Here is a 20,073-nt window from a genome sequence, read left to right as displayed (position 1 = left end):
ACCTTTATGGAAATTACGGATTATTCCTGAAATCAATCAATAGGGCAATACCTATCAAATAAATAAATGGGAAATAGGGCAGCACTACGCCTACAAAATTCGGCGCTAACATAAAAAATGTAAATAAACAGAATGAAATCCAAATGATTTTTATATATAAACGCACCAAATTAGGTTTAGCCCCGCCAAATCTATATGCGTTTGCTTTGTGTCTGTTAACAGAGCCGTAAATTAAAGCTAAACAAAGTGGAAGTGATACAAACAGCCAATACTTAAACATCATTATTCGCAAAGCGATTTGATACGCTAGTATCTGCCCATTTATTGCTAGTCTTTCTTGGAATGTACTACCTATGACACCATCCCATTCAGTGTCCTTTTCAGGCATCAACTTTGATAAAAACCATTTGTATAGCCCACTCCCATTTACCCATTTATCTTGTAAAAAGAGGGTTTCGTTATGCAATACGTTCCAATCATTCTCTGAAATCGCATCTTTAATCTGATATGACTCTTGCAGTACATTCGTTTTATATTCGTCTGGTTCAGTTAGTAGCAGCATGAGCAGCATAGCCGCCACCGATAGTGAGGACAGAAGTAATAATATTTCTAAACGTGTATGCTTACTTGTAATTGCAGTCTTCATACTGCATCCCCCCAAAATATTGCCTGCCTTTTGCCTGTGGCCGGCACTCCCCAAATACTTAAATCAACGCGATTAAATACCAATAAATTGAAAATTAAATATAGTTTTTTATTCGTCTTTTTAGTTGGAGTGTGCAATGTTATTAAATTGTCTTTTGGGTGCCTTTTTGTCCAGGCGCACAAGCTTTCTTTAGTCCAATCCCACACCTCACTTTCACATTTAATTTCCATGCAACATAATTGAGTTAATTGATTAGAAATATATTCACAAAAAACCAAATACGCAGCCGATTGTCCTTGTATCTCAGCCTTGGCGTAATACGCGCTCAAGGATGTTGTAATGATGGATATATAAGTAGGTGCGCCACTATTGAATATATCAATGTTGCCCATGTACTCTTTGACTTTGTTACATATTTTTACTACTGCCGGGTTGATGGTATCTATCATCGACAATTGTATTTTAATATTTGACTCACCGATTGAATCAACCAATTGCGCTTTCTTTGTCAGTGTCTTAATTTTAACTGCATGCATGAATTTTAAAATTGATTCAGCGTCAAAGAATTTATTTAAAATGAGTAGTCCTACTTCATCTTTGCGCAGGTACTCTAACTTTACGTTAAGTTCAGTCGTTGAAATTGACTCAAAGTTATTGTTTTCAATCCACGAATATAAACTTTCATTCGTAAAATCCCACGTTACAGAGGCTGACAATCGCTGGCCTTTTGGCCTGCCCGACACTTTTGCGTAAATGATTGGGTATAACTTTTCGGATACTGCCAGAATTAGAGTTTCAACTTTTGTATTTTCAAGATTGTCTATAACGCCGTTCATAATGAGGCTAAATACGTGTTCTTTGTATATCTTGTTTTGTAAACCAACATACAGCGCTATGTTTCTTGCCAATTCCAATACTGCTTCATTATCACTGCATAACTTTAAAAACTTATCCTGATTTTTTTCACTTAGTCGTGCTCGTATCTCATTCTTAGATGATTGCTTTTCAATGTCATTCAGTGAAAGCCATGTTTTTTGGGCAGTTAAACCATTAAAGTTTTCAATTCGCCACTTATCTATAACCATTTGGCTCGCTCCTCTGGGCAGCTGTTAATTACAATTGGTAGCCTCATTTTAAGTTTTCGGCCATCTGCTAACCGTGCTATGTATTGAAGTTTTGGTAAATCGCCCATTAAGCCCATTGGAAATGAATCATCCATCTCTTTAGCTGAACGCTCACCATGCATAGAGTTGAAGGCAAATATACTTTCGCTACTTGATGCACCAGATGAACTTTGATTTTGAACTTTTGTGATTGCTGTCTTTGAAAATTGCGCAGCAACATACTCTTGGGTCTTTGGATCAGTTGTTCTAAAGGAAATGAAGTTATTACATAAACCTAAAACTCTGTTGGCTGTAGGCTCATCGGTTTTAGCTGCAATGTCGCTTATTGTTTGTGTAGCAAGATAAAGCTCGATTGATGATGCGCGACCAACAGCAAGGAGATTTAATAAGCTGTCATTATTTTCAAGTGCGGCATGTGCTTCATCTAAGAAAACAGCAACTCGTGATGCTTTCTTGTCGTTATTGTTATAACGACGACCTGACACAGCAGCAATCTCAGCCATAATTAAACGCGCTAAAAAACCTGCTGTTTTATTATCAGTCATTGAATCTAAACTTATATATAGACACCCCCCTTTTTCCATGAGGTTATCTAAATCTACTATTCTTCGCTTATCTTCACTTTCGGGATCATCAATAGGGGAAAACAAATCATCCATTGGCTTTGACGTTAGCGCCGTTAATACAGGGCGTAACGATGTGATCATCTTTATAAAGTGCTCAGAAGGATGTTCGATTAATTGAATAATACCTAAAATAGCCGCGTTCTCATGCGACTCGCTTAAACGAGCTTTATAGTATTCGCTCATTACTTGCCACGCCTCTACACCTTTTTTAAGGTACTCAGCCATATTCAGCTTTGTTTCGTATTCTGGTCCTAGTGTCCTTTCAAAAAACACACGCAACACTTTTTCACAGAAAGGTATTTTCCCTGAAGACAACGCTTTTTGAATGGAAGTTAAGCGAATAGGTGTGCCAATGTACTCCATGCCTGCAGCTACAAATGTTATTTGTTCATAGGCGAAGTCTTCAAAGGTTTTGCTACCCCCTGAAGTTCCCATGAGTGGCGCTACTCTGTCAGCAATTTCTGAGACGCGTACAAAGTTCTTTAGTAACGGTATACGACAAGAGTCACTTTGCGCAGCTGGGTGTACACTGAAAAACCTATCGCCATAACCTAATTGCTCCATTTCCTGCTTGATAGACTCTTTCCAGTCAGTGTCGTTTTTTGGATCGATAACGACGATTACTTTGCTGTTATTTTTTGTTTTGTCGCTTTTTTTGATCTTATTTTGTTGGCCATTTATATTGAAGCGAGCTGAACTTACTTTTGCACCCATATGTATAGCGTTGAGGCTAAGCAAGCGTAATAGTGTTGTTTTGCCTGTACCTATATTTCCTGATATGAGTGTGTGCCCAAAATAAGTATCTTCCACAACCTTTATTTCTGTTTCATCGCCTACAGCATGGATAAAGGGTTTTCCACCAAGCTCTTCAGTTTCATGCTGAAATTCGTCTGTTGCTTTGCGTAGAAAAAATGGAAGCTTTATATCCGTTAATTTTGAGTCCATATTCATAACTTGATAAATACGATTGGCATGTTCTGAACCCCATTCAAACCCATACCCCATAAAGTTGTGTCTAGGGTCAACAAATTTGTCATTCGTTATTCTTGGTTCAAGCGAGTTGATTTCCCGTAATTGTTTACAATCCATAAACTCTTTTCTATTGAGTTTTAGTTTTAACTGACGCTCTATTAATGGTTTTGCTTTCCTAGCATACAGATAACTTCCACCAGCCAGTATGCCAGCAATACCAAATGAAACGGTTGCTCCTGGTTGGAATGCACCTAAAGTCATAAACGGAGTTGTTATTGCACCAATGCCATAAGCTATTGCTGTGTTTACTTCATAGATAGGTCGAAATAGAAACTCAACGTATCGCCCATCTGTTCTATTGTATTTACTACTCACTGAACACCTCTGTATTTGATACATCTTGTATGTGGACTTGTATGGCAAATGAACTCATGTCTTTAATTTTTACGTCATGTTTATAGCGCGCTTTCATTAATTGGATTAGTTTGCTTATACGTATCCCTTTTATAAAAGATGGGCTTGAATCGCTAACTAACGCTACTTCTTTTAATATAATGTCTATGTGTTCTGGACCACCAGCTACATTAAATTTGTGAGCTAGCAAGATTTCGCCAAGACTTCCTTTGATGCTTGTTGTTGTGAATTCAAACTCTGTTGGGTCGGTCAAAGGCAAACTAGATTTATCTTTACCGGCAGTGGCTTTTTTCTTAGTAGTCTCACTCTTTGCTTTAGGTGAATTGGTATTAACACCTTTTTTGGTTTCTGAACTGCTTTTAACAGCGCCAGTTAACGAGGACTGACCTAAAGGTGTTAGTTCAAAGCAAACGACAGACTTTGCTTTTTGACGCCGAACAAGTGTTGCAAGGGATGAGCTACCTAGTTTTTGCCGTATAAAACCTTTGCTTAATAGCGCTTGTCCAGCTTCGATTTGATTAGTGTTGTAGGCTTCAACGTACTTGTTTACGTCTACGTACCATTTATTATTGATTTGCAAAACATACTCGTGGAATGTAGGCTTTTCGTTCTCCAAAGCTGGTGGTATTGCCTTTTGATTTATTTCCACAGATACAGCCTGTTCAGTTTTTTCTGCAAGTGTTGTCTGTTCAGTTTGTACTACAGAGGTATCGGTGCTGTTTTCAAATAGAATTGGTGTAACATTCGCTTTTTCCGGTTTTTTAGGCTTTGGCATTTTTTTCTTTTTGGCCGTGACTTGTTTATTTTCCCCTGGATTTACTTCAGTTTTAGGCGGAACTGTTTTTTCTGTTTTGGAGGTACTGGTTTTTTCCTCAACATGGTTTACACCATTGTTAACGGAAACGGTTTTTTTAGTCGTGCTAATGTTAACTTTGTCATGTAATTCGTTCGTACCTTCAATTACCGTCTCTTTTTCTTCGCTTAGCGCTTTAGTATCAAAGCTTAGCTCTGTAAAACTTCCATCTTCTTTCGTAATGAAATATTTGTTTGAGCCACTAAGGTAAAGTAAACCTTCTAAGTTTGGGTGCACTGGGTCAGAATCATATATCCACTCGCGATACACCACTTTAATCAACTCAATCCAATTAATGCTGATTGTTTCGTCAATGATGTTTATTACATCTTGTTCAGTGAACTTGCCTATAGCAAATAGCGCAAAGCGATTTTCTTTATCGAATGGCTCTACTATTCTGAAATCTTCCATCATTCCTAATAGTGACTTTGTATCATTTGGTAGAGCATCGAACTGGTTAGCCCGTGCAGCTTTTAGGATTCCATCAAACGCTGATTGCCAACGAATAAAAACACAATCTCCAATTACAAAAGCATGGCTTTTTTCAGCATTAAAATTCCATTTGCTTTTAAGGCTTCGCATCGTGTCGACAATAGACATCATTCTTGATTTTTTTAAGGTACCAAAAGCCGAAGTTGCCATTGTTTTGACATCTTTAGCCGTTGACACTGAATCTCCAAAACGAATTGCTGTGGCAAGGTATCCATTGATGTGAGCATATCCGTTAAGTGCAGACGTTAGATTGCTATATAAGTCATCTGGGGAGTCCATAATGAACTCTAACCCCTCTCCTTTTAATATGTGTGGTAACAGAGTGGCACCTGAAGACACGTGCTCCTTGTGTACACGAGATGCTCTAAAGTGGACAAAATATCGTTCTACTTTATTGCGGGTAGCCCATTCAATTAAAGTTTCAATTTGTGGTATCCAAGGCTTAATTGGTTTCCCCCAGCTCGCGATTGGTACACTTATATTTTTTTCATCATCAAAAATTGTATACGCACTCACCTGCATATCTGTCAAAATTTTACCTGTATCATGTAAAAGCGCCCCAACCCACGCTGCATACATGTAACGGACACGACGTTGTGCATCTAAGTCCACTTTACCAACGGTCGGAGGCAATTGATTGTCTGCTTTACGCAAAGCGATTAAAGCTGCATCTAGCGAGTGCCGAAATAATCCACCTGGTTGTGAATGGTGGTGGTATTCAGATGCAGGAAGCATGTGAACATATTCCGCTAGCTTGCGAATTACACTCAAATAACGCGCGTCAAAAAGATTAACACCATCCTCAGTGGTTCTATGAAACCCAATATCTACGTGTTGCTCAAGCGCTATAATTTGGTCTTTATAGCGCTTTAAAATGGCGTCTACACAAAACACGCTCAAACCATTTACTTTAGGTGGGTAAAATTGAGCTTCAGCATCGTGTACTGGCCTGTTATAAATATCCAAATAAATTTCTCCACTTACATTGGTCTGTAAGTGGATCGGCTTAGGTTTATCTTTAAGAACCTCTACGTCACCGTTAACCGGCTTAGTAGAAGTGGATAAACCAAATAGCATTTTCATGGTGGATACAAATGACATTATGCTACCTTGCTTTCACTATCTTCATTTTTGGCTTTAACAATTAATACTAATTGTTCTTCAGTCAGTATTGTTTTTGCTACCTCATAAGGAATGTCACACAGTGAAAGCATGTTAAATTGTGGATCACGCAAAAATTCCAAATAGTAACGCGGATTAAATTGGCCTCCTTCGCGTTTACCCGGCGAAGTCACTTTCATTATTCTGTCAGTTACACCAGTAACAATTGCTGCTGCCTGTTTGCATGCTTGCTCATACTCAAGATCATCTAAAGCACCAAACATAAATAATTTTTCAATTGCGTTTAACTCTTTGTCCACGGCAACAATTAACTGAGTAATTGTGAGTCCTACTGGGTGAGACACTTCAAATTGCATGGCGTAACTTTCTGGAGTATTAATTATAAGGTCACCCATAACCGGTAAACTTTTCTCACGTTCTACTCGGTGCTCATGAAGTGTATCCAGCTGGGCTTGAGCAAGACTTAAATTAATATCTCTATGCCATTCACTTATTCTTGTGTACGCAACGCTAGAGGTTTTTGCCATCCGTAAAATTGCAGCTAAGCGCTCGAATGCATTTAGAATTTTATGCTCGTTAAGCTTTAAATATGAATGTGTGTGGTCTGTTTCATACTTAATCATGGTAGTGATTGTTTTCATTTTTCCAGCATGCTTTGTGGCCGCTCTTTGCGCCTGTTCATTCTTGACATGTTCAGCTGATATTGAATTTTCAGTTTTAGTCTGCATTTTGTATCTCCTCAGTTTCTAAAGTTTTTGTGTTGTTCAGTAGCTTTAAGCTTTGATGAATCATATTAATAAGCGTGATAATTGGTTCCGCTTTAATTAGGAATTCATCAATTAAACTAACTTCCCAGCTTTCAGCGTTTTTCACTAATTGGAATCGACTTGTTGTGCCATCTTTATTCCGCTTGAGTTCTTTTGCGTAGCGAAGTGTCTGCTTATTGCTTTTAGCAACATTGAGCCTTGCCCAACTGTTTTCGTAAATTCGCCACCTGAGCGTTACTCGGTTATGGTTTTTGGTTTTGTATATGCGAATGCTCGGTGCAACCTTGCCGACTTTATCGGTTCGGTCCGGATTAGCGGCTTGACTTATGATTTGTCTATTAATGTCTCGCCAAACACCCCAATATCCATCCACTAACGAATCAAGCTTTAAAGCTAGGTCGTCTTTTTTATCAGTTAAATACTGTCGAACTTCAAATGCATCTTGGTTCATTTTTCAAAACTCTTGTTTCTGTCGTGATGTCATTTTCGCGTAATTATCCTTAAGAGAAAAAAAATACAGAGGGTATAAATGCATGCTGTAAATTTCGGGCACCTTCCGGTGAGGTATTCTTTTACTATTGATGCCCTAAAATCTAATTGAGGGCAGTTTCATCAAACTGCCCTTAAACGGGCGGTTTAACCAAAACTGCCCTCAATTAATTAGGGGAGAATTAAGTTTTCGAGGTTTGCTTAATTGGTGCTTTTTTTGGTAAGAACAGAATGATTTGTAAAATGCCCTAAAAGGGCGTTTTGAGTGACGTCTTAATTAATTGAGGGCGCTTTTAATTTTTTTTATCAATTTAATTTAATATCCTGCCCTAAAAATGGGCGCAATAAATATCTCACCCTATTAATTGAGGGCGGCTTCTTTTTTTGTTGAATTAATATTTCGTAAACTTTAATTTTGGAGAAGTATGAAATTTAGCGTAATTCCTCTAAATAAATGGAGTTGCGCCATTGTGGGTAGGTTCTAGGGAAGTGCACTATTAATTGAGGGTAGTTTTAATAATTTTTTATTTTTTAGACTAGGGATAATGCCCTAAAAATGGGCGTAAAAAAAATCTCACCCCATTAATTGAGGGCTGTATTAAACTATATATTTTTGTGGTTATAAATTATTGAGGCGTATTTGGCTTAGTTATTTATTATAAATATGCGATTTTTTTATCGTTCAGCATCTCAATCATAATGCTGGATATACCAATCAAGAAGAAATGAAGCTCACTTTGTGAAAGCGCTAATGTATTTAATTAGAGGGAAAGGTAAAATGAGTAGCGCAGTTCATCAATTAAAGCTGCATGCGAACAATATGGAATTTACTTAGTCATAATTGCAATGCTGTGCCGCTTTTGTGCCTCTTTCATGCCACTTCCCGATCAGCAATCGACCTACCCAATATACTAAACTATACATCGCCTTATTGTGCCGTTTTTGTGGCGCTTTCATGCCACTTCCCGATAAGCGATTGACATACCCAATACCATAAATTTCGCATCGCCATATTGCTCCCTTTTTATGCCGCTTTCATGCCGCTGGTCGGTAAATAATTTACATATCCAATATTATAAATCGTACATTGCCATATTATGCCGCTTTTATGCCACTTTTGTTCTATAGCTTTGTATTGGTCTGTGTTTTTGGTTATCGTTCACTCAACTAATAACTAATAAGTTTTATAATTAAACCTTAGAGGTGTCATTTTGGGGTGCTCTAATATTTAAAGCTTTTAATTACTGGGTGTATTCTCTGCCTGAACAATACATATAGGAGTGTAGAGAATGGCTAAGAAGATAGTGAGAGCTGCTGAGGTTGGGTTTGGAACAGTAAGTTTTACTGTGTCGGGTGACGATAAGCCAGTGATAAAAACGTTTAGCTCTTCTGTTGGGCGAATTAATGAGAGCCGAATTGGGCAAGCCGATATGGGAATTGGTAAGCGTGAAACGGTAGAAGTCGATATTGATGGCGACATTTTTGAAGTTGGGCCTGACGCTTATTTAAGTGCTCAAGACTCTGATGATGTTTTAAGTGATCATTATGTTGGTTCCAAACAATATAAAGCATTATTAAAAGGCAGTCTTTCACTAATGCATGATCGTGTTATTGATTTGCTTGTTGTTGGCCTACCTGTTAATCATTGGTCAAAAAAAAACGAGCTTATAAAATTAACAGAAGGTGTGCATGATTTCAAAGGCGGTAAGCAACGAATAGTTAAAAAGACTATGGTGTTACCACAACCGGTTGCTGGATTAGTTTCTTATGCGACAAGTCTACCTAAACAAGAGTTTGAAAAAAACTTTAAAACAGCAAACGTTGTTTGTGTCGATGCCGGATACTTAACACTAGATGTATGTACATCTCGTGGATTAACGCCAATTGAAAAAAGAAGTGGTGCTACTGAGAACGGCTTTTCAACCGTATTGAATGAAATTATACCGACCTTATCTAAAGCTTTTTCATTAACTAACAACTTATCAAGACGCTTAGTGGATGATGCTTTCTGGAAAACTAATGGCAAGCTAAAGGTTAGAGGTTACGAATACCCATTCCCAATTTGCAAAAAAGAAGAAAATGATCTCGGTATCGAATATGACGTAACGGGTAATATTAATAGTTCGACAAGTACGGCTGCAAACTATGTAAGAAACATTGTAGGTAGCGGTGATGACATTGATTATTTTGTTTTATTCGGTGGACCAATTAAAACTTTTGAACCAGCTATTAGAGCGCAATATCCACATCATAAAATGATTGTACTAGAAAATAATTTAACTACCGTTGTTGAGGGGCTGTTCTACGCGGGCAAACAAGTCGTTAGAGGTTAATCTATGAGTAGTATAATTAAAGTAACAGCGAGAATAAAAAGAGAAAGTAAACTTGGGATTCATTTGGTCAATGATTCTCAGTTATCTGGCTACCCTAATGAGTTAATTAGGTTAGCCATTCAAGGTTTGTTATTTGAGAGTCTAGTTAATAATGGAGGGGAGGTAAAGTTATCAGTTAACCAACCGAATCACCCTTTGGTTGACAGTAGTTTGAACAAAGCTTCTGTTGCTGTAGAGAAAACCCAAAGTGAGCCTGTAGAAGAAGTTGAGGAAGGTAAAAATCAACTTGACCTCGTACCTTACTTGGATAGATACATGGAAAATTTTGATTTTACAGATTCAAATGCAAGTCCCGATTAAAGGCCTGCCCATCCAATACTTTAGGATGGGTATTTTGTAAAGCGATTAGAAAAAAATGCTCTTAAATTTTATTTTACTTCATATAATTTAAGTTGATGTTTCGTTAATCATTGAATCTATTCGTATTTATATACTAAATTAAAAATTAACTCGCTCTAAGTCACAAGTGGTGACGTTATTTTTATTGAGAAGTTCCTTTTATGAATCTATAATTCAAAATCATAGAATAATTTTAAACGGAACTAGAGCAATGCTAGAAAATGCAAACAACCTTGCCGATCAAATTAATAACTACTTTAATTGCAATGTGGAGCTGTTATTAATAATTAAATCACTTATTGATTTTGATTGTGATATTGAGGGTGTCATTGGCATTGATTCACAACTTGTAACAGCTCTTAAAAATGCTCATGTTCAAGATATTGCATGTTTAAAAAATGCAGATTCTCGCGTTCCTTTATTCAAATTAGCGTGCTCACCAAGTGACCTAACTCAAGCTATTGCTTCTATGAAAATAAACAAACCAAAAGCAGGGTCAATAGACCACATATTTGCATCTGAGGTTAAATAGAATGTCTATATCGTTGACTAATATTTATAAAAATGAAATAGCTATTTGCGCTTTAGCAGTGTTAGGTACTGAAAAGAAAATTCTACTTGCTCTGTCTCATAGACGAAAAGACAATATCAAACACTTTTGGAAAGACCTCCCTTTTTCAAGACAATTTCGTCGTGGTCAAGGTGGTTGGGTAAAAGATACTGAAGGTCGGCTGATGGCCGACAGAATTTTATCGTTATATAAAAAAATGTATAAAGATACCCAACTAGACAGACCTATAACTGGTGTGCAATTATTGAACATGTACTATGCCTATAATGCATTATACCCAAACTCTAAAATTCACCCTACTCGTATATTTTACTTTTTCCCACTAGTACGTGAACAGCTACTTGGTATTATGCCGTCATGTGCTTGCTGTTCTAAGTCTTACGTAGTTCATTATGATGACAACTCTGACATAAACCTTTGTGCATCGTGCCATATTACTGGTGCAAAAGCTCCAAAGGCTAAACGTGAGAAACATGGGCTATTTGAAGATCAGATAACTGACGTTCCAATGCATGATAATTTACCTCAGCGACAACAAGTTTAAAAGTTAATGTAAGAGACGCATTTAAAAAGTTTGATTTTTAATATTTGAAAACCAATACTAATAGCAATTTCAAGTGCCAAGGTGTTGTTTTTTTATGCGTAAAACTTTTTTATCATTACTTCTTATTGCCACACTACCTTTGCAGGCTGTCGAATGGCTTGATCCAATGACTCCTAAGAAGTCACAAGTAAGCATTAATTTTGTTAACTTACTAGGTGATGAGCAGGCTTCACTAATTAATGTTGGGCTAAACAACAATGCTGAACAAAAGCATTATGTCGCGGGTGTGCTAATTCAAAAAGAGAAACCTAAATATTTAACTTTAGTAGTAGCTAACTTCGATAAAAGTTTGTCTGGATTTGATTTTTATTTCAATCACGTAAATGTAAAGGCAACATGTTCTCGCCTAAAAGGTGATGTTGCAGATGAACTCTTAAAAACTAAGGCTTATTTATCACAAAGCGTGGAACTGTATTATAAACAAATGTCATTTTCTGCTCCATGGCATCGATTTCAGCAAGCAAGTAATGCCAGGCATTTTGTTCAACAAATCTCAGATGTTGGTAATATAAATTCAATTTCATTGTGTGAAATACCAAATCAATTTTTATAATTTTAAAAGAGGCTCATAAGCCTCTTTTTTATTACATAATTATTTATTTCTTCGATTAACTCTCCCCTCCTCCTTTTTTGGCTGTTGAATGATTAGAGGTGGCATATTTGTACTCTCTAATATTTCAAAATTTCCTATATTAATAAGAAAATGGCTCAATTGAATATTGGGGGTCATTTTGAAAAACACTATATTAGCTACTTTACTACTTGCAACTTGCTTTAATGCTTCAGCTGCATCATCAACTTCAACAAACTCTCCTTTTTATGGCGATAAGTACAGAGGGTGGTATTGGTTTGAAGATCCACCTGTAGAACCTGAAGATGAGCCAGAAAAAGAAAAGCCGGCAGCACCAGCAGCTGAAACTAAGCCAGAAGAAGAGAAAAAAGAAGAAAAAGTACGCTTAGATGTTGCTTGGCTCAAATCAAAAATACCTGAGTATCAAGAAGCCGCTATTAATAACCCAACGAGGGAAAACATTGCACGCTACATGTATGTGCAGCGTTATATGCTCGATATTAGCTCACGATTTGCTACTAAAACAATGGAATTTAATCAGTTCGAATCTGAATTAGATGAATCAAAACGTCGCCCTATGTCCACGTTTTCATTAAACGTATTTAAAGATGACACAAAAAAAGCCATAAGCAATGTTATTAGTGCAATCAATGAAAAGTCTCATTTATGGTTTTTCTTCTCGTCTAATTGCGCCTATTGCAAAAAACAACTTCCGTTATTAAAAGAATTAAAAATACGCTTTGGTATGAATGTACTTGGTATCTCAATGGATGGGTCAGTATTGCCCGACATGGAAGATATTGAAGTCGTGGTTGATACAACAAATGTTGCTGAACGCTTTGGCGTTCAGTTCACACCAACCATGTTTATGGCTCTTAATGACGGTAGCGGTTTCACCAAAATAGGTGAAGGCTTAACTACGTTACCTCTAATGCAAGATCGTATTCTTTTATCCGCCCGATTAAAAAATGTAATTACCGATGAACAGTATCAACAAACTCAAAACGTTCGGGAGATTAATGTGCTGACCGATACGGATGGAACTATGTTAGCTGATGCAGAATTAATTGAGAATGACCCTGGTTATTTAGCTGAAATACTTAAATCGAAATTAGCTGATTCTAAGCCAGTAGGTGCTCAATTATTTAACTCTCTTTCTGGGGAATAATGATGAAATTAAAAAAAATTGGAATTTTTGTTAGCTTGTGCATGTTAACAAGCTCTCTAAATGCTAATGCAGAAATGAAAGACTTATTTGATTCGTATCAAAATGATTTAGGTCCATATCAAGTTGACGTTGCTAGTGGCAATAACTGGGGGTTAGGTCAATTTTCTGCTCGTTGGAATCAGCCTACAATTGATGTCGTTTCATTAGAAAGTCCATCTATATCCGTAGGTTGTGGTGGCGTAGATCTATACGGAGGTTCGTTTGGTCTAATATCTGGCGACGAGCTAGTTCAAGTTGGTAGAGCGGTAGCTCAAGGTGCAGCTTCTTACTTTTTTAAACTAGCAATTAATAATATCTGCTCAACATGTGCTGCAGAAATGGAAAACTTACAAAATAAATTACAGCGATTTAATGAACTGGCTCGAAATGCCTGCGCTGAATCTCAAACCTTCTTAGCTAATAACGAGTATGTTGGTGAAGATAGGTTGGTAATGCAAGAAAGCCTTATTAGTTCCGATATGGCCTCAAAAGTTGGTTCTGTTACTAGTTGGGCTGGTTCTATTCTTGGCGATAAAAATACAAATGAAAAGAAAGATTTAAACACCAGAAAGCTAACTCTTGAAGGTAATTCAGTCTATCAAGCTGTTACCTTATTAAACCCAACTTCATCAACACCTTTTTTGGATGCGCTTGAGTTCAAAGGTGATACGCAGAAGAAAAAAATGGCATCTATGTTAATGACTTTATTAGGTACCAAAGTTATTAAGTTTGAAAATGGTGCCACTGAAGTAGATGCAGAACCTGGAGTTGATAACACTGGACCTGCTAATTATTCAGATTTCATTTTTGGGAAAACAGCTGTACCGATAAAAATTAGAAGTTGTGGAACTGAAACTATTCCTATAGGTGGCGAATATCGCTGTTTAAATGTTGAAACAGAAACAGTGAGCTTTACTCCATTAGAGATGGTAGTAAAAGCGAGACTTGTTGGAGAAGCAGGTAGCCCTGGTATTTTTGCTAAATATTTAAGTCAAACACCTCTTAACGCAGAGGAGAAGCGCTTTGCTAAAATATTCACTTTCCCATATGTACGTTGGGCAGTATTTGCTAAAGAGAACCATATAAACATAGACGATATTGCGAACTATGCAGCTACATTGTTGTTGAGACAAATAAACGAGGAAATTTTTAATCAAGTCAGCAAAGTTTATGCAATGACCGCTTCGGCTAAAGAAAATATGTATAACTCAGGTACATCTTTAAAAAAGGAGTATGAAATTGCATACCGAGACTTTAGCAAACAGTATGAGCTTGTAAGCAAAAAGATATATGCAAGTAATACAGAGAGCACCCAAGCCCTCCAAACAGTAGTGCAAATCTCTGCTATAACCAAACAGACTAAAGGGTGATATATGGACTTAAATGTTTATTTACAAGGTGATTTAGAGTTTGCGAATGATACTCTTGTTGCTGTAGCCCGTATGTTTAACGCTGGTTCGACTTACGATCAAATACAAACTGGTGCAGGAGTTTTAATATTCCTAACTCTATTTCTATCATACTTTAAGTATATTCTAGATCCAGAACGCTCACCTTACCCTTTTAAAGAGTTTGTCTTCGGCGTTATGGGCTTTATTATGTTTGTAGGCCCTCTATCCCCGCGTTTTACTGTTCATCTACAATCAGTTTCAACTAGTTCGCTTGATGTTCGGACTGTCTCAAATGTACCGTTCTTAGTAGCTGTTCCTTCTTGGGCTGGTACGAATTTAATTGGTGGCTTACGTGATTTAGCTGCAAATAACTTCACAACACCTTCAATGGGCAGTAATGCACCCGCAGATCCATTAGGAGCACTTGTAAGACTCCATTCTATTCCTATGTCACCCGTTATAAACTCCTTAGATCATCCGGGACAGTACGATTTTAAGACATCTATCAAAAATTATATAAATGATTGCTATATACCTGATCAGCTATTAAGTACAGGTAATCCAAATGGGAATATGGGTGGATTAGATGCAGCTAGATTAGACAAGGTAATTGATAAAATTAAGGTTACATACCCTGACTACTACACTAGAATATTTTTAAATAATAGTCCTGATGGAGAGTATCTATCGTGTGACGTGGCTTATAACAAGATATACGCCCATATAAATACGGGTAAATTCCCTACTATGGTTTCTAGTTATTATGAAGCGCGCGGTGTTGATGCTCCTTCTATAACTGCTGCATATAGCCTTTTGACTGGTGGTGGTATGGCCAGCCCTAATCCATATGAAGTAATGGCTGGTCGTTTTCTTGCTTTTCATACTTATGAGGCTCTACAAGGCCAAGATAGCCCGTGGGTTAATAAAATGGTCTTTGAGTCAATGCAAAAACGTTTGTACGAGCAAGCAGGTGAACGCTCTTTGTTCATGAACTACATGATTCCAATGATTTCTGTATTTGAAATGTTTACGTTCTTTATTGGGCCTGTAATGATTCTATTATCTGTTATGGGGGGCGCTGGTTTCGCCATGATAGGCAAATACATGTACCTTATCTTGTTCGTTAACTTATGGGGTTTCATTAAAGTTTTTGTTGATTTGTTTACATATAAAGCAGCAGAAAAAGCATTCTCAGTATCTACTAGTTTCGCTCAGATGGACCCATTCTCAATGGGAGCTATGCCCGCTGTAATATCGGAAGTTGAAGGGTTCTTAGGTGTAGCTTCGGCATTAACCGCTGCAATACCAATGCTTGCAATGTTTTTACTTTACGGTGGTGTTCACTCACTAATGGGTGTTATGAGTTCAGTTAATCCAACTGGTAAAGGCAGTGTTGATGGTACAAATATTGCGCCAAGGTTATCAAGTTCGTGGTCTGATGGTGCGCAAAGTATGGGTACGCACAGCAATACATACAACGCTGGCACTGGAGCTGTTGAAGCTAACGTGAAATCAAGTGATTCGGGTCGTTTTGCAAACGTAAATATAGATTCTGGTATTAATAATTCATTAGGTAATTCAATATCCATTGCCGAGAAAGATGTTCAATCAAAAACCCAAGCATATGAGCAGACTGTATCAACTGCTATGGCGTCGCTTGAACAAAACGCAGATGTAGTTGCAGGATCAAAAAACAAGACTTGGAGTGATATGAATACGGCCGAAAAAACCGTTGCATTGAAAAGGTCACTCGAAGAAGGCCAAAATATTTCTTCCGATGCAGCTAGCCAAGCCGCATTCCAAATTATGGGGCAAGCAGTAATTTCAGTAGCTGGCGGCGTTAATACGTATAAAGATTATTCTGCGATAGGTGGTGCTCCTACTCCTTTTAAGCTTGGTGTGAACGCAAGCGTTTCATCAAATTTATCAAATATGGATATGACTAAATTTGGTATTAAAGATAGTTCAGCCCAAAAGCTTCTGGAAGATGTAGCAGAAAGCCACAAGGGGCAAACAACTAATAGTGAGCAAGGTGCTTACAATATTTCCGAATCAAATCAACAAAGCGAAAGTTTTCAAGAAAGTTTAAATAAAGGGCATAAATTACAAGAGCAAATTGCACAATCACGAGAACTTTCAACTAACTTAGGTGAAATGTATAACTCAAGTAATGGTCTTAAATTTAGTCAAGCGCTAAATAATGAAGCTTTAGCACCCCTTGTAGATGGCAAATCTTTAGATACTTATATTGATGGTCTATCCGACGATCAAGTTAAATCATTAGTGGGTAATGATGCTGGTGGCTCAGTTGATAGTAAAAAAGATTACCTCAAAGATAAATATCAAAAAGAAGGCGCTGAGTTAGCAGGTCCAGCGCAAGCAGGTTACGGAGGTATGCTGTCTATACTTGACGACATATTAGCAAAACAACCGCAGTCTATCGATGATGTTAACAGCCAAGCAGATATGCTTGCTGATTGGAGCCAAGTTGTATCCGACAATGCCCAATCAAATGGCGCAACACCATCTCAGCTTAATGCGCTAAGTATGATGAATGACTCTTACCGTAAACTTGATGAAACTACAGCAGATGGTGGCGTGATAAAAAATGCTTCCCCTGAGTTACTAGGATTAGATACAGATACTTCTAATGCTAAACAGGCCGAAAATGCGATTAAAACGTCCAAGTTTGATAAGCCTTTTAAAAATGATATTCCTTCTGAAAGTGACTATTCAAAAGAAAAATACGGGGCAATGACTGAAAAACAAGCTGATGCAATGAAACGTGTTGAAGGTCATACTTTATTAAGTGGTGACCAACAAGATGTAATCGATAGAATTAAAAGCGGAGAGTTAAACGGTGCAATGTGGGCGTTCGGGCAGATTGAAGGAGAAGATAAATTTGCGCGATTTGCTGCTGATAGAGCTGCTGAATTAGGCTATGACGAAAAGAGTGTTTATGAAGGTACTCAAGCATTGAATACAAAATCGCCTTCTGAGATCCAAGATATGTTTGGTCGCGTGAATACCGGCATAGCTTCATTTGATGATATGAAATCAATAGCACAAATGTCACATGCAGCTGATTATTTGACTAATACACAATCTGGCAACAACTCTTTTATTGTAGGTTTAGGTGCTGGCGAGTTAGATGAATTTAGCGGCTCTACATTAGCATTTAAAGCTGGAGAGCAAGCGTTAAGTAATACATCCCTAGGTCGCGATATTAACAGTGTAATGGAAATGGGTGGTAAAAATGGTTTTAGCTATGCATCTACAATGGATGCAGTGGGCTTGATGGCCGGTAAAGGTGGTACTGTCGGGGCTCAATTCCCTTATGAAGCCAACAAAGTCGATCTTATAAACAATAATCAATCATACAAAAATGGGGTTGATAAAGCGGATAAAAATACCTTATTTGGTACTGGTGTTAGTTATGATAAAGATGAATCAGCTCCTACAGCTGCGTTGAATTCATTCAAAGAAAATGCAGCACATATAATGAGTTCTAATGAAGAAGGTTATAATTCAACATCAGCAGCTAAAGCATTTACTTCACTTCTTGACAGAAATGAAACCGTTCCGGGTAATCCTTATATTAATATGAATGATGTAACTATAGACAAAATGTTGAGGGGCGGAGACAACAATTTATTAAGAAGTGTTTATCAAAACTCTGATGAACTTCGGGGTGCTTTGGACTCAATACCAGACGAAGAATTACCAAAAAACTTTAAACCATACTTCAACGATATTCTTAATCAAGCTAATGAAGCATATAATAGGCTGGGTCTCTCATCCCTTTCACCGTATTCTGACGGGAATGAAATACAAAAAACAAATAATGTCGATGTACCAACGGAAGTAAGCTCTAGTAAATCACCTGTATCAACATTCAAGACAGATAACGGTAGATTTACTTTACAATCACAAAATGAAGATGGTTCATTTGTTTATAAAAATGAAAAGGACAATGGTTATTCCTATAAGCAAGGTGATGCTTATATGTCACCTATAGAGAGTAAAGAGCCATCTAGTGTAAATCCGACTAGTAATACTAGTGCTAAACCGCCTGAGGCACCTGAAGGGTCTTCAAATACAGCTCAGTTTGATAATAGCGAAATACCATTATCTATGGGTGTATCAGCATTCGCAGTTGGTGTTCCTGGTCTATTGAATTATGTAAATTCACAAACTAACACTAATCAGTCAAAAGTAAGTGATGAAGCGGCAGAAAAACAGATACAAGGCGTTGATAGTTCTTCTTCTGTCCCAAGAAATACTTCTTCTAATGATGGTTATACTTCACAACCAAAAGTAGATAACGATCAGAACGCGAATGCTAACGATGTTGGTAAAGGTAAGGCGCCACTTAATACGGGTGCTGCTCCTTTAACTGCTCAAGCTAACGCCACTCAAGAAGTTAATGGGCTTACACAACCAAAAGCTAATAACGCTCAGAACGTGAAAGCTGATGCTGCTACAAGCAATGCACCGCTGAATACAGGCGCTACTGCTTCAACTTTGCAAGCTAACGCGACTCAGCAAGTGAATGAGCCTACACAACCAAAAGTAGATAATGCAAACTCACTAAATAGTGAACAAGCCCAGAACGAGAAAACTACCGATGTTGGTACAAGCAATGCACCGCTGAATACGGGTGCTGCTTCAACAGCTCAAGCCAATGCTACTCAGCAAGTGTCTGAGCCTACTCAACCAAAAGCAGATAGTGCTCAGGCTGGCAGTGAAAGCTCACTAAATGGTGAACAAGCTGATAATGGGCAAAACGTTAAAGCTGACGAGATTAATACAGGCAATACGCCGCTGAATACGGCTTCAACAGCTCAAGCCAATGCTACTCAGCAAGTGACTGAGCCTACTCAACCAAAAGCTGACAATACTCAGGCTGGCAGTGAAAGCTCACTAAATGCAGATCAAGCTGATAATGGGCAAAACGTGAAAGCTACCGATGTTGGTACAGGCAATGCCCCGCTGAATACGGCGGCTACAGCTTCAACTGCGCAAGCTAACGCTACTCAACAAGTGACTGATGCACCAAAGCCAAAAGCTGATAATGCACAAAATGTGAAAGCTACTGGTGTTGGTACAGGCAATACGCCGCTGAATACGGCGGCTACGGCTTCAACTTCGCAAGCTAACGCTACTCAACAAGTGAATGAACCTACTCAACCAAAGGCAGATAGTGCTCAGGCTGGCAGTGAAAGCTCACTAAATGCAGATCAAGCTGATAATGGGCAAAACGTGAAAGCTACCGATGTTGGTACAGGCAATGCCCCGCTGAATACGGCGGCTACGGCTTCAACGGCTCAAGCTAACGCGACTCAGCAAGTGACTGAGCCTACTCAACCAAAAGCTGACAATACTCAGGCTGGCAGTGAAAGCTCACTAAATGCAGATCAAGCTGATAATGGGCAAAACGTGAAAGCTACCGATGTTGGTACAGGCAATGCCCCGCTGAATACGGCGGCTAC

Annotated in this window: 14 protein-coding genes; 8 read left to right on the top strand and 6 right to left on the bottom strand. The window is 38.0% G+C overall.

The window, feature by feature from the left end:
• Positions 1-13: 13 nt before the first annotated feature.
• The 6 genes from H5187_RS08650 to H5187_RS08625 are packed head-to-tail and all read right to left on the bottom strand — an operon-like array spanning position 14 to position 7,467.
• On the bottom strand, positions 14-646 hold the full coding sequence (locus H5187_RS08650) for a hypothetical protein (protein WP_182797730.1): 633 nt from the start codon (positions 644-646) through the stop codon (positions 14-16).
• Positions 643-1,731, bottom strand: coding sequence for a hypothetical protein (locus tag H5187_RS08645; protein ID WP_182797729.1), 1,089 nt, complete (start codon positions 1,729-1,731; stop codon positions 643-645). Before H5187_RS08645 ends, H5187_RS08650 begins: the two co-directional genes overlap by 4 nt.
• Positions 1,722-3,743: a conjugative transfer system coupling protein TraD gene (traD, locus tag H5187_RS08640; RefSeq protein ID WP_182797728.1), complete on the bottom strand. Its 2,022-nt coding sequence runs from the start codon at positions 3,741-3,743 to the stop codon at positions 1,722-1,724. The genes H5187_RS08645 and traD overlap by 10 nt, the downstream gene beginning before the upstream one ends.
• Positions 3,736-6,228, bottom strand: a complete 2,493-nt coding sequence (gene mobH / locus H5187_RS08635) for a MobH family relaxase (RefSeq protein WP_182797727.1) — start codon at positions 6,226-6,228, stop codon at positions 3,736-3,738. The genes traD and mobH overlap by 8 nt, the downstream gene beginning before the upstream one ends.
• Positions 6,228-6,977, bottom strand: a complete 750-nt coding sequence (locus tag H5187_RS08630) for a hypothetical protein (protein WP_182797726.1) — start codon at positions 6,975-6,977, stop codon at positions 6,228-6,230. The genes mobH and H5187_RS08630 overlap by 1 nt, the downstream gene beginning before the upstream one ends.
• Positions 6,967-7,467: a conjugative transfer protein MobI(A/C) gene (locus tag H5187_RS08625; RefSeq protein ID WP_182797725.1), complete on the bottom strand. Its 501-nt coding sequence runs from the start codon at positions 7,465-7,467 to the stop codon at positions 6,967-6,969. The genes H5187_RS08630 and H5187_RS08625 overlap by 11 nt, the downstream gene beginning before the upstream one ends.
• 1,327 nt (positions 7,468-8,794) lie before the next feature.
• On the opposite strand from H5187_RS08625, the gene H5187_RS08620 reads away from it, so the two are divergent.
• The 8 genes from H5187_RS08620 to H5187_RS08585 form a co-directional block, all read left to right on the top strand.
• Complete coding sequence (locus H5187_RS08620) at positions 8,795-9,838, top strand: ParM/StbA family protein (protein WP_182797724.1); 1,044 nt, start codon at positions 8,795-8,797, stop codon at positions 9,836-9,838.
• 3 nt (positions 9,839-9,841) lie between these two features.
• Positions 9,842-10,198: a hypothetical protein gene (locus tag H5187_RS08615; protein WP_182797723.1), complete on the top strand. Its 357-nt coding sequence runs from the start codon at positions 9,842-9,844 to the stop codon at positions 10,196-10,198.
• 250 nt (positions 10,199-10,448) lie between these two features.
• A complete protein-coding gene (locus tag H5187_RS08610) occupies positions 10,449-10,769 on the top strand; it encodes a hypothetical protein (RefSeq protein ID WP_182758829.1) in 321 nt (106 codons plus the stop codon).
• Between the two features lies 1 nt (position 10,770).
• A complete protein-coding gene (locus tag H5187_RS08605; RefSeq protein WP_182758828.1) occupies positions 10,771-11,352 on the top strand; it encodes a FlhC family transcriptional regulator in 582 nt (193 codons plus the stop codon).
• Positions 11,353-11,446: 94 nt separating this feature from the next.
• Positions 11,447-11,965, top strand: a complete 519-nt coding sequence (locus H5187_RS08600) for a hypothetical protein (protein ID WP_182797722.1) — start codon at positions 11,447-11,449, stop codon at positions 11,963-11,965.
• A 178-nt stretch (positions 11,966-12,143) separates the two neighbouring features.
• Positions 12,144-13,151: a conjugal transfer protein TraF gene (gene traF / locus H5187_RS08595; RefSeq protein WP_182797721.1), complete on the top strand. Its 1,008-nt coding sequence runs from the start codon at positions 12,144-12,146 to the stop codon at positions 13,149-13,151.
• A complete protein-coding gene (locus H5187_RS08590; protein ID WP_182797720.1) occupies positions 13,151-14,560 on the top strand; it encodes a conjugal transfer protein TraH in 1,410 nt (469 codons plus the stop codon). The genes traF and H5187_RS08590 overlap by 1 nt, the downstream gene beginning before the upstream one ends.
• A gap of 3 nt (positions 14,561-14,563) precedes the next feature.
• Positions 14,564-20,073: conjugal transfer protein TraG N-terminal domain-containing protein (locus H5187_RS08585; protein ID WP_182797719.1), on the top strand; the 5,510-nt coding region annotated here is incomplete at its 3' end.

Origin of the sequence: Pseudoalteromonas sp. SG44-1 (assembly GCF_014164315.1) — a bacterium.
Taxonomy (GTDB): domain Bacteria; phylum Pseudomonadota; class Gammaproteobacteria; order Enterobacterales; family Alteromonadaceae; genus Pseudoalteromonas; species Pseudoalteromonas rhizosphaerae.
Note: the sequence above shows the minus strand (reverse complement) of the source record. Positions and strands in the feature narration are given on the sequence as shown.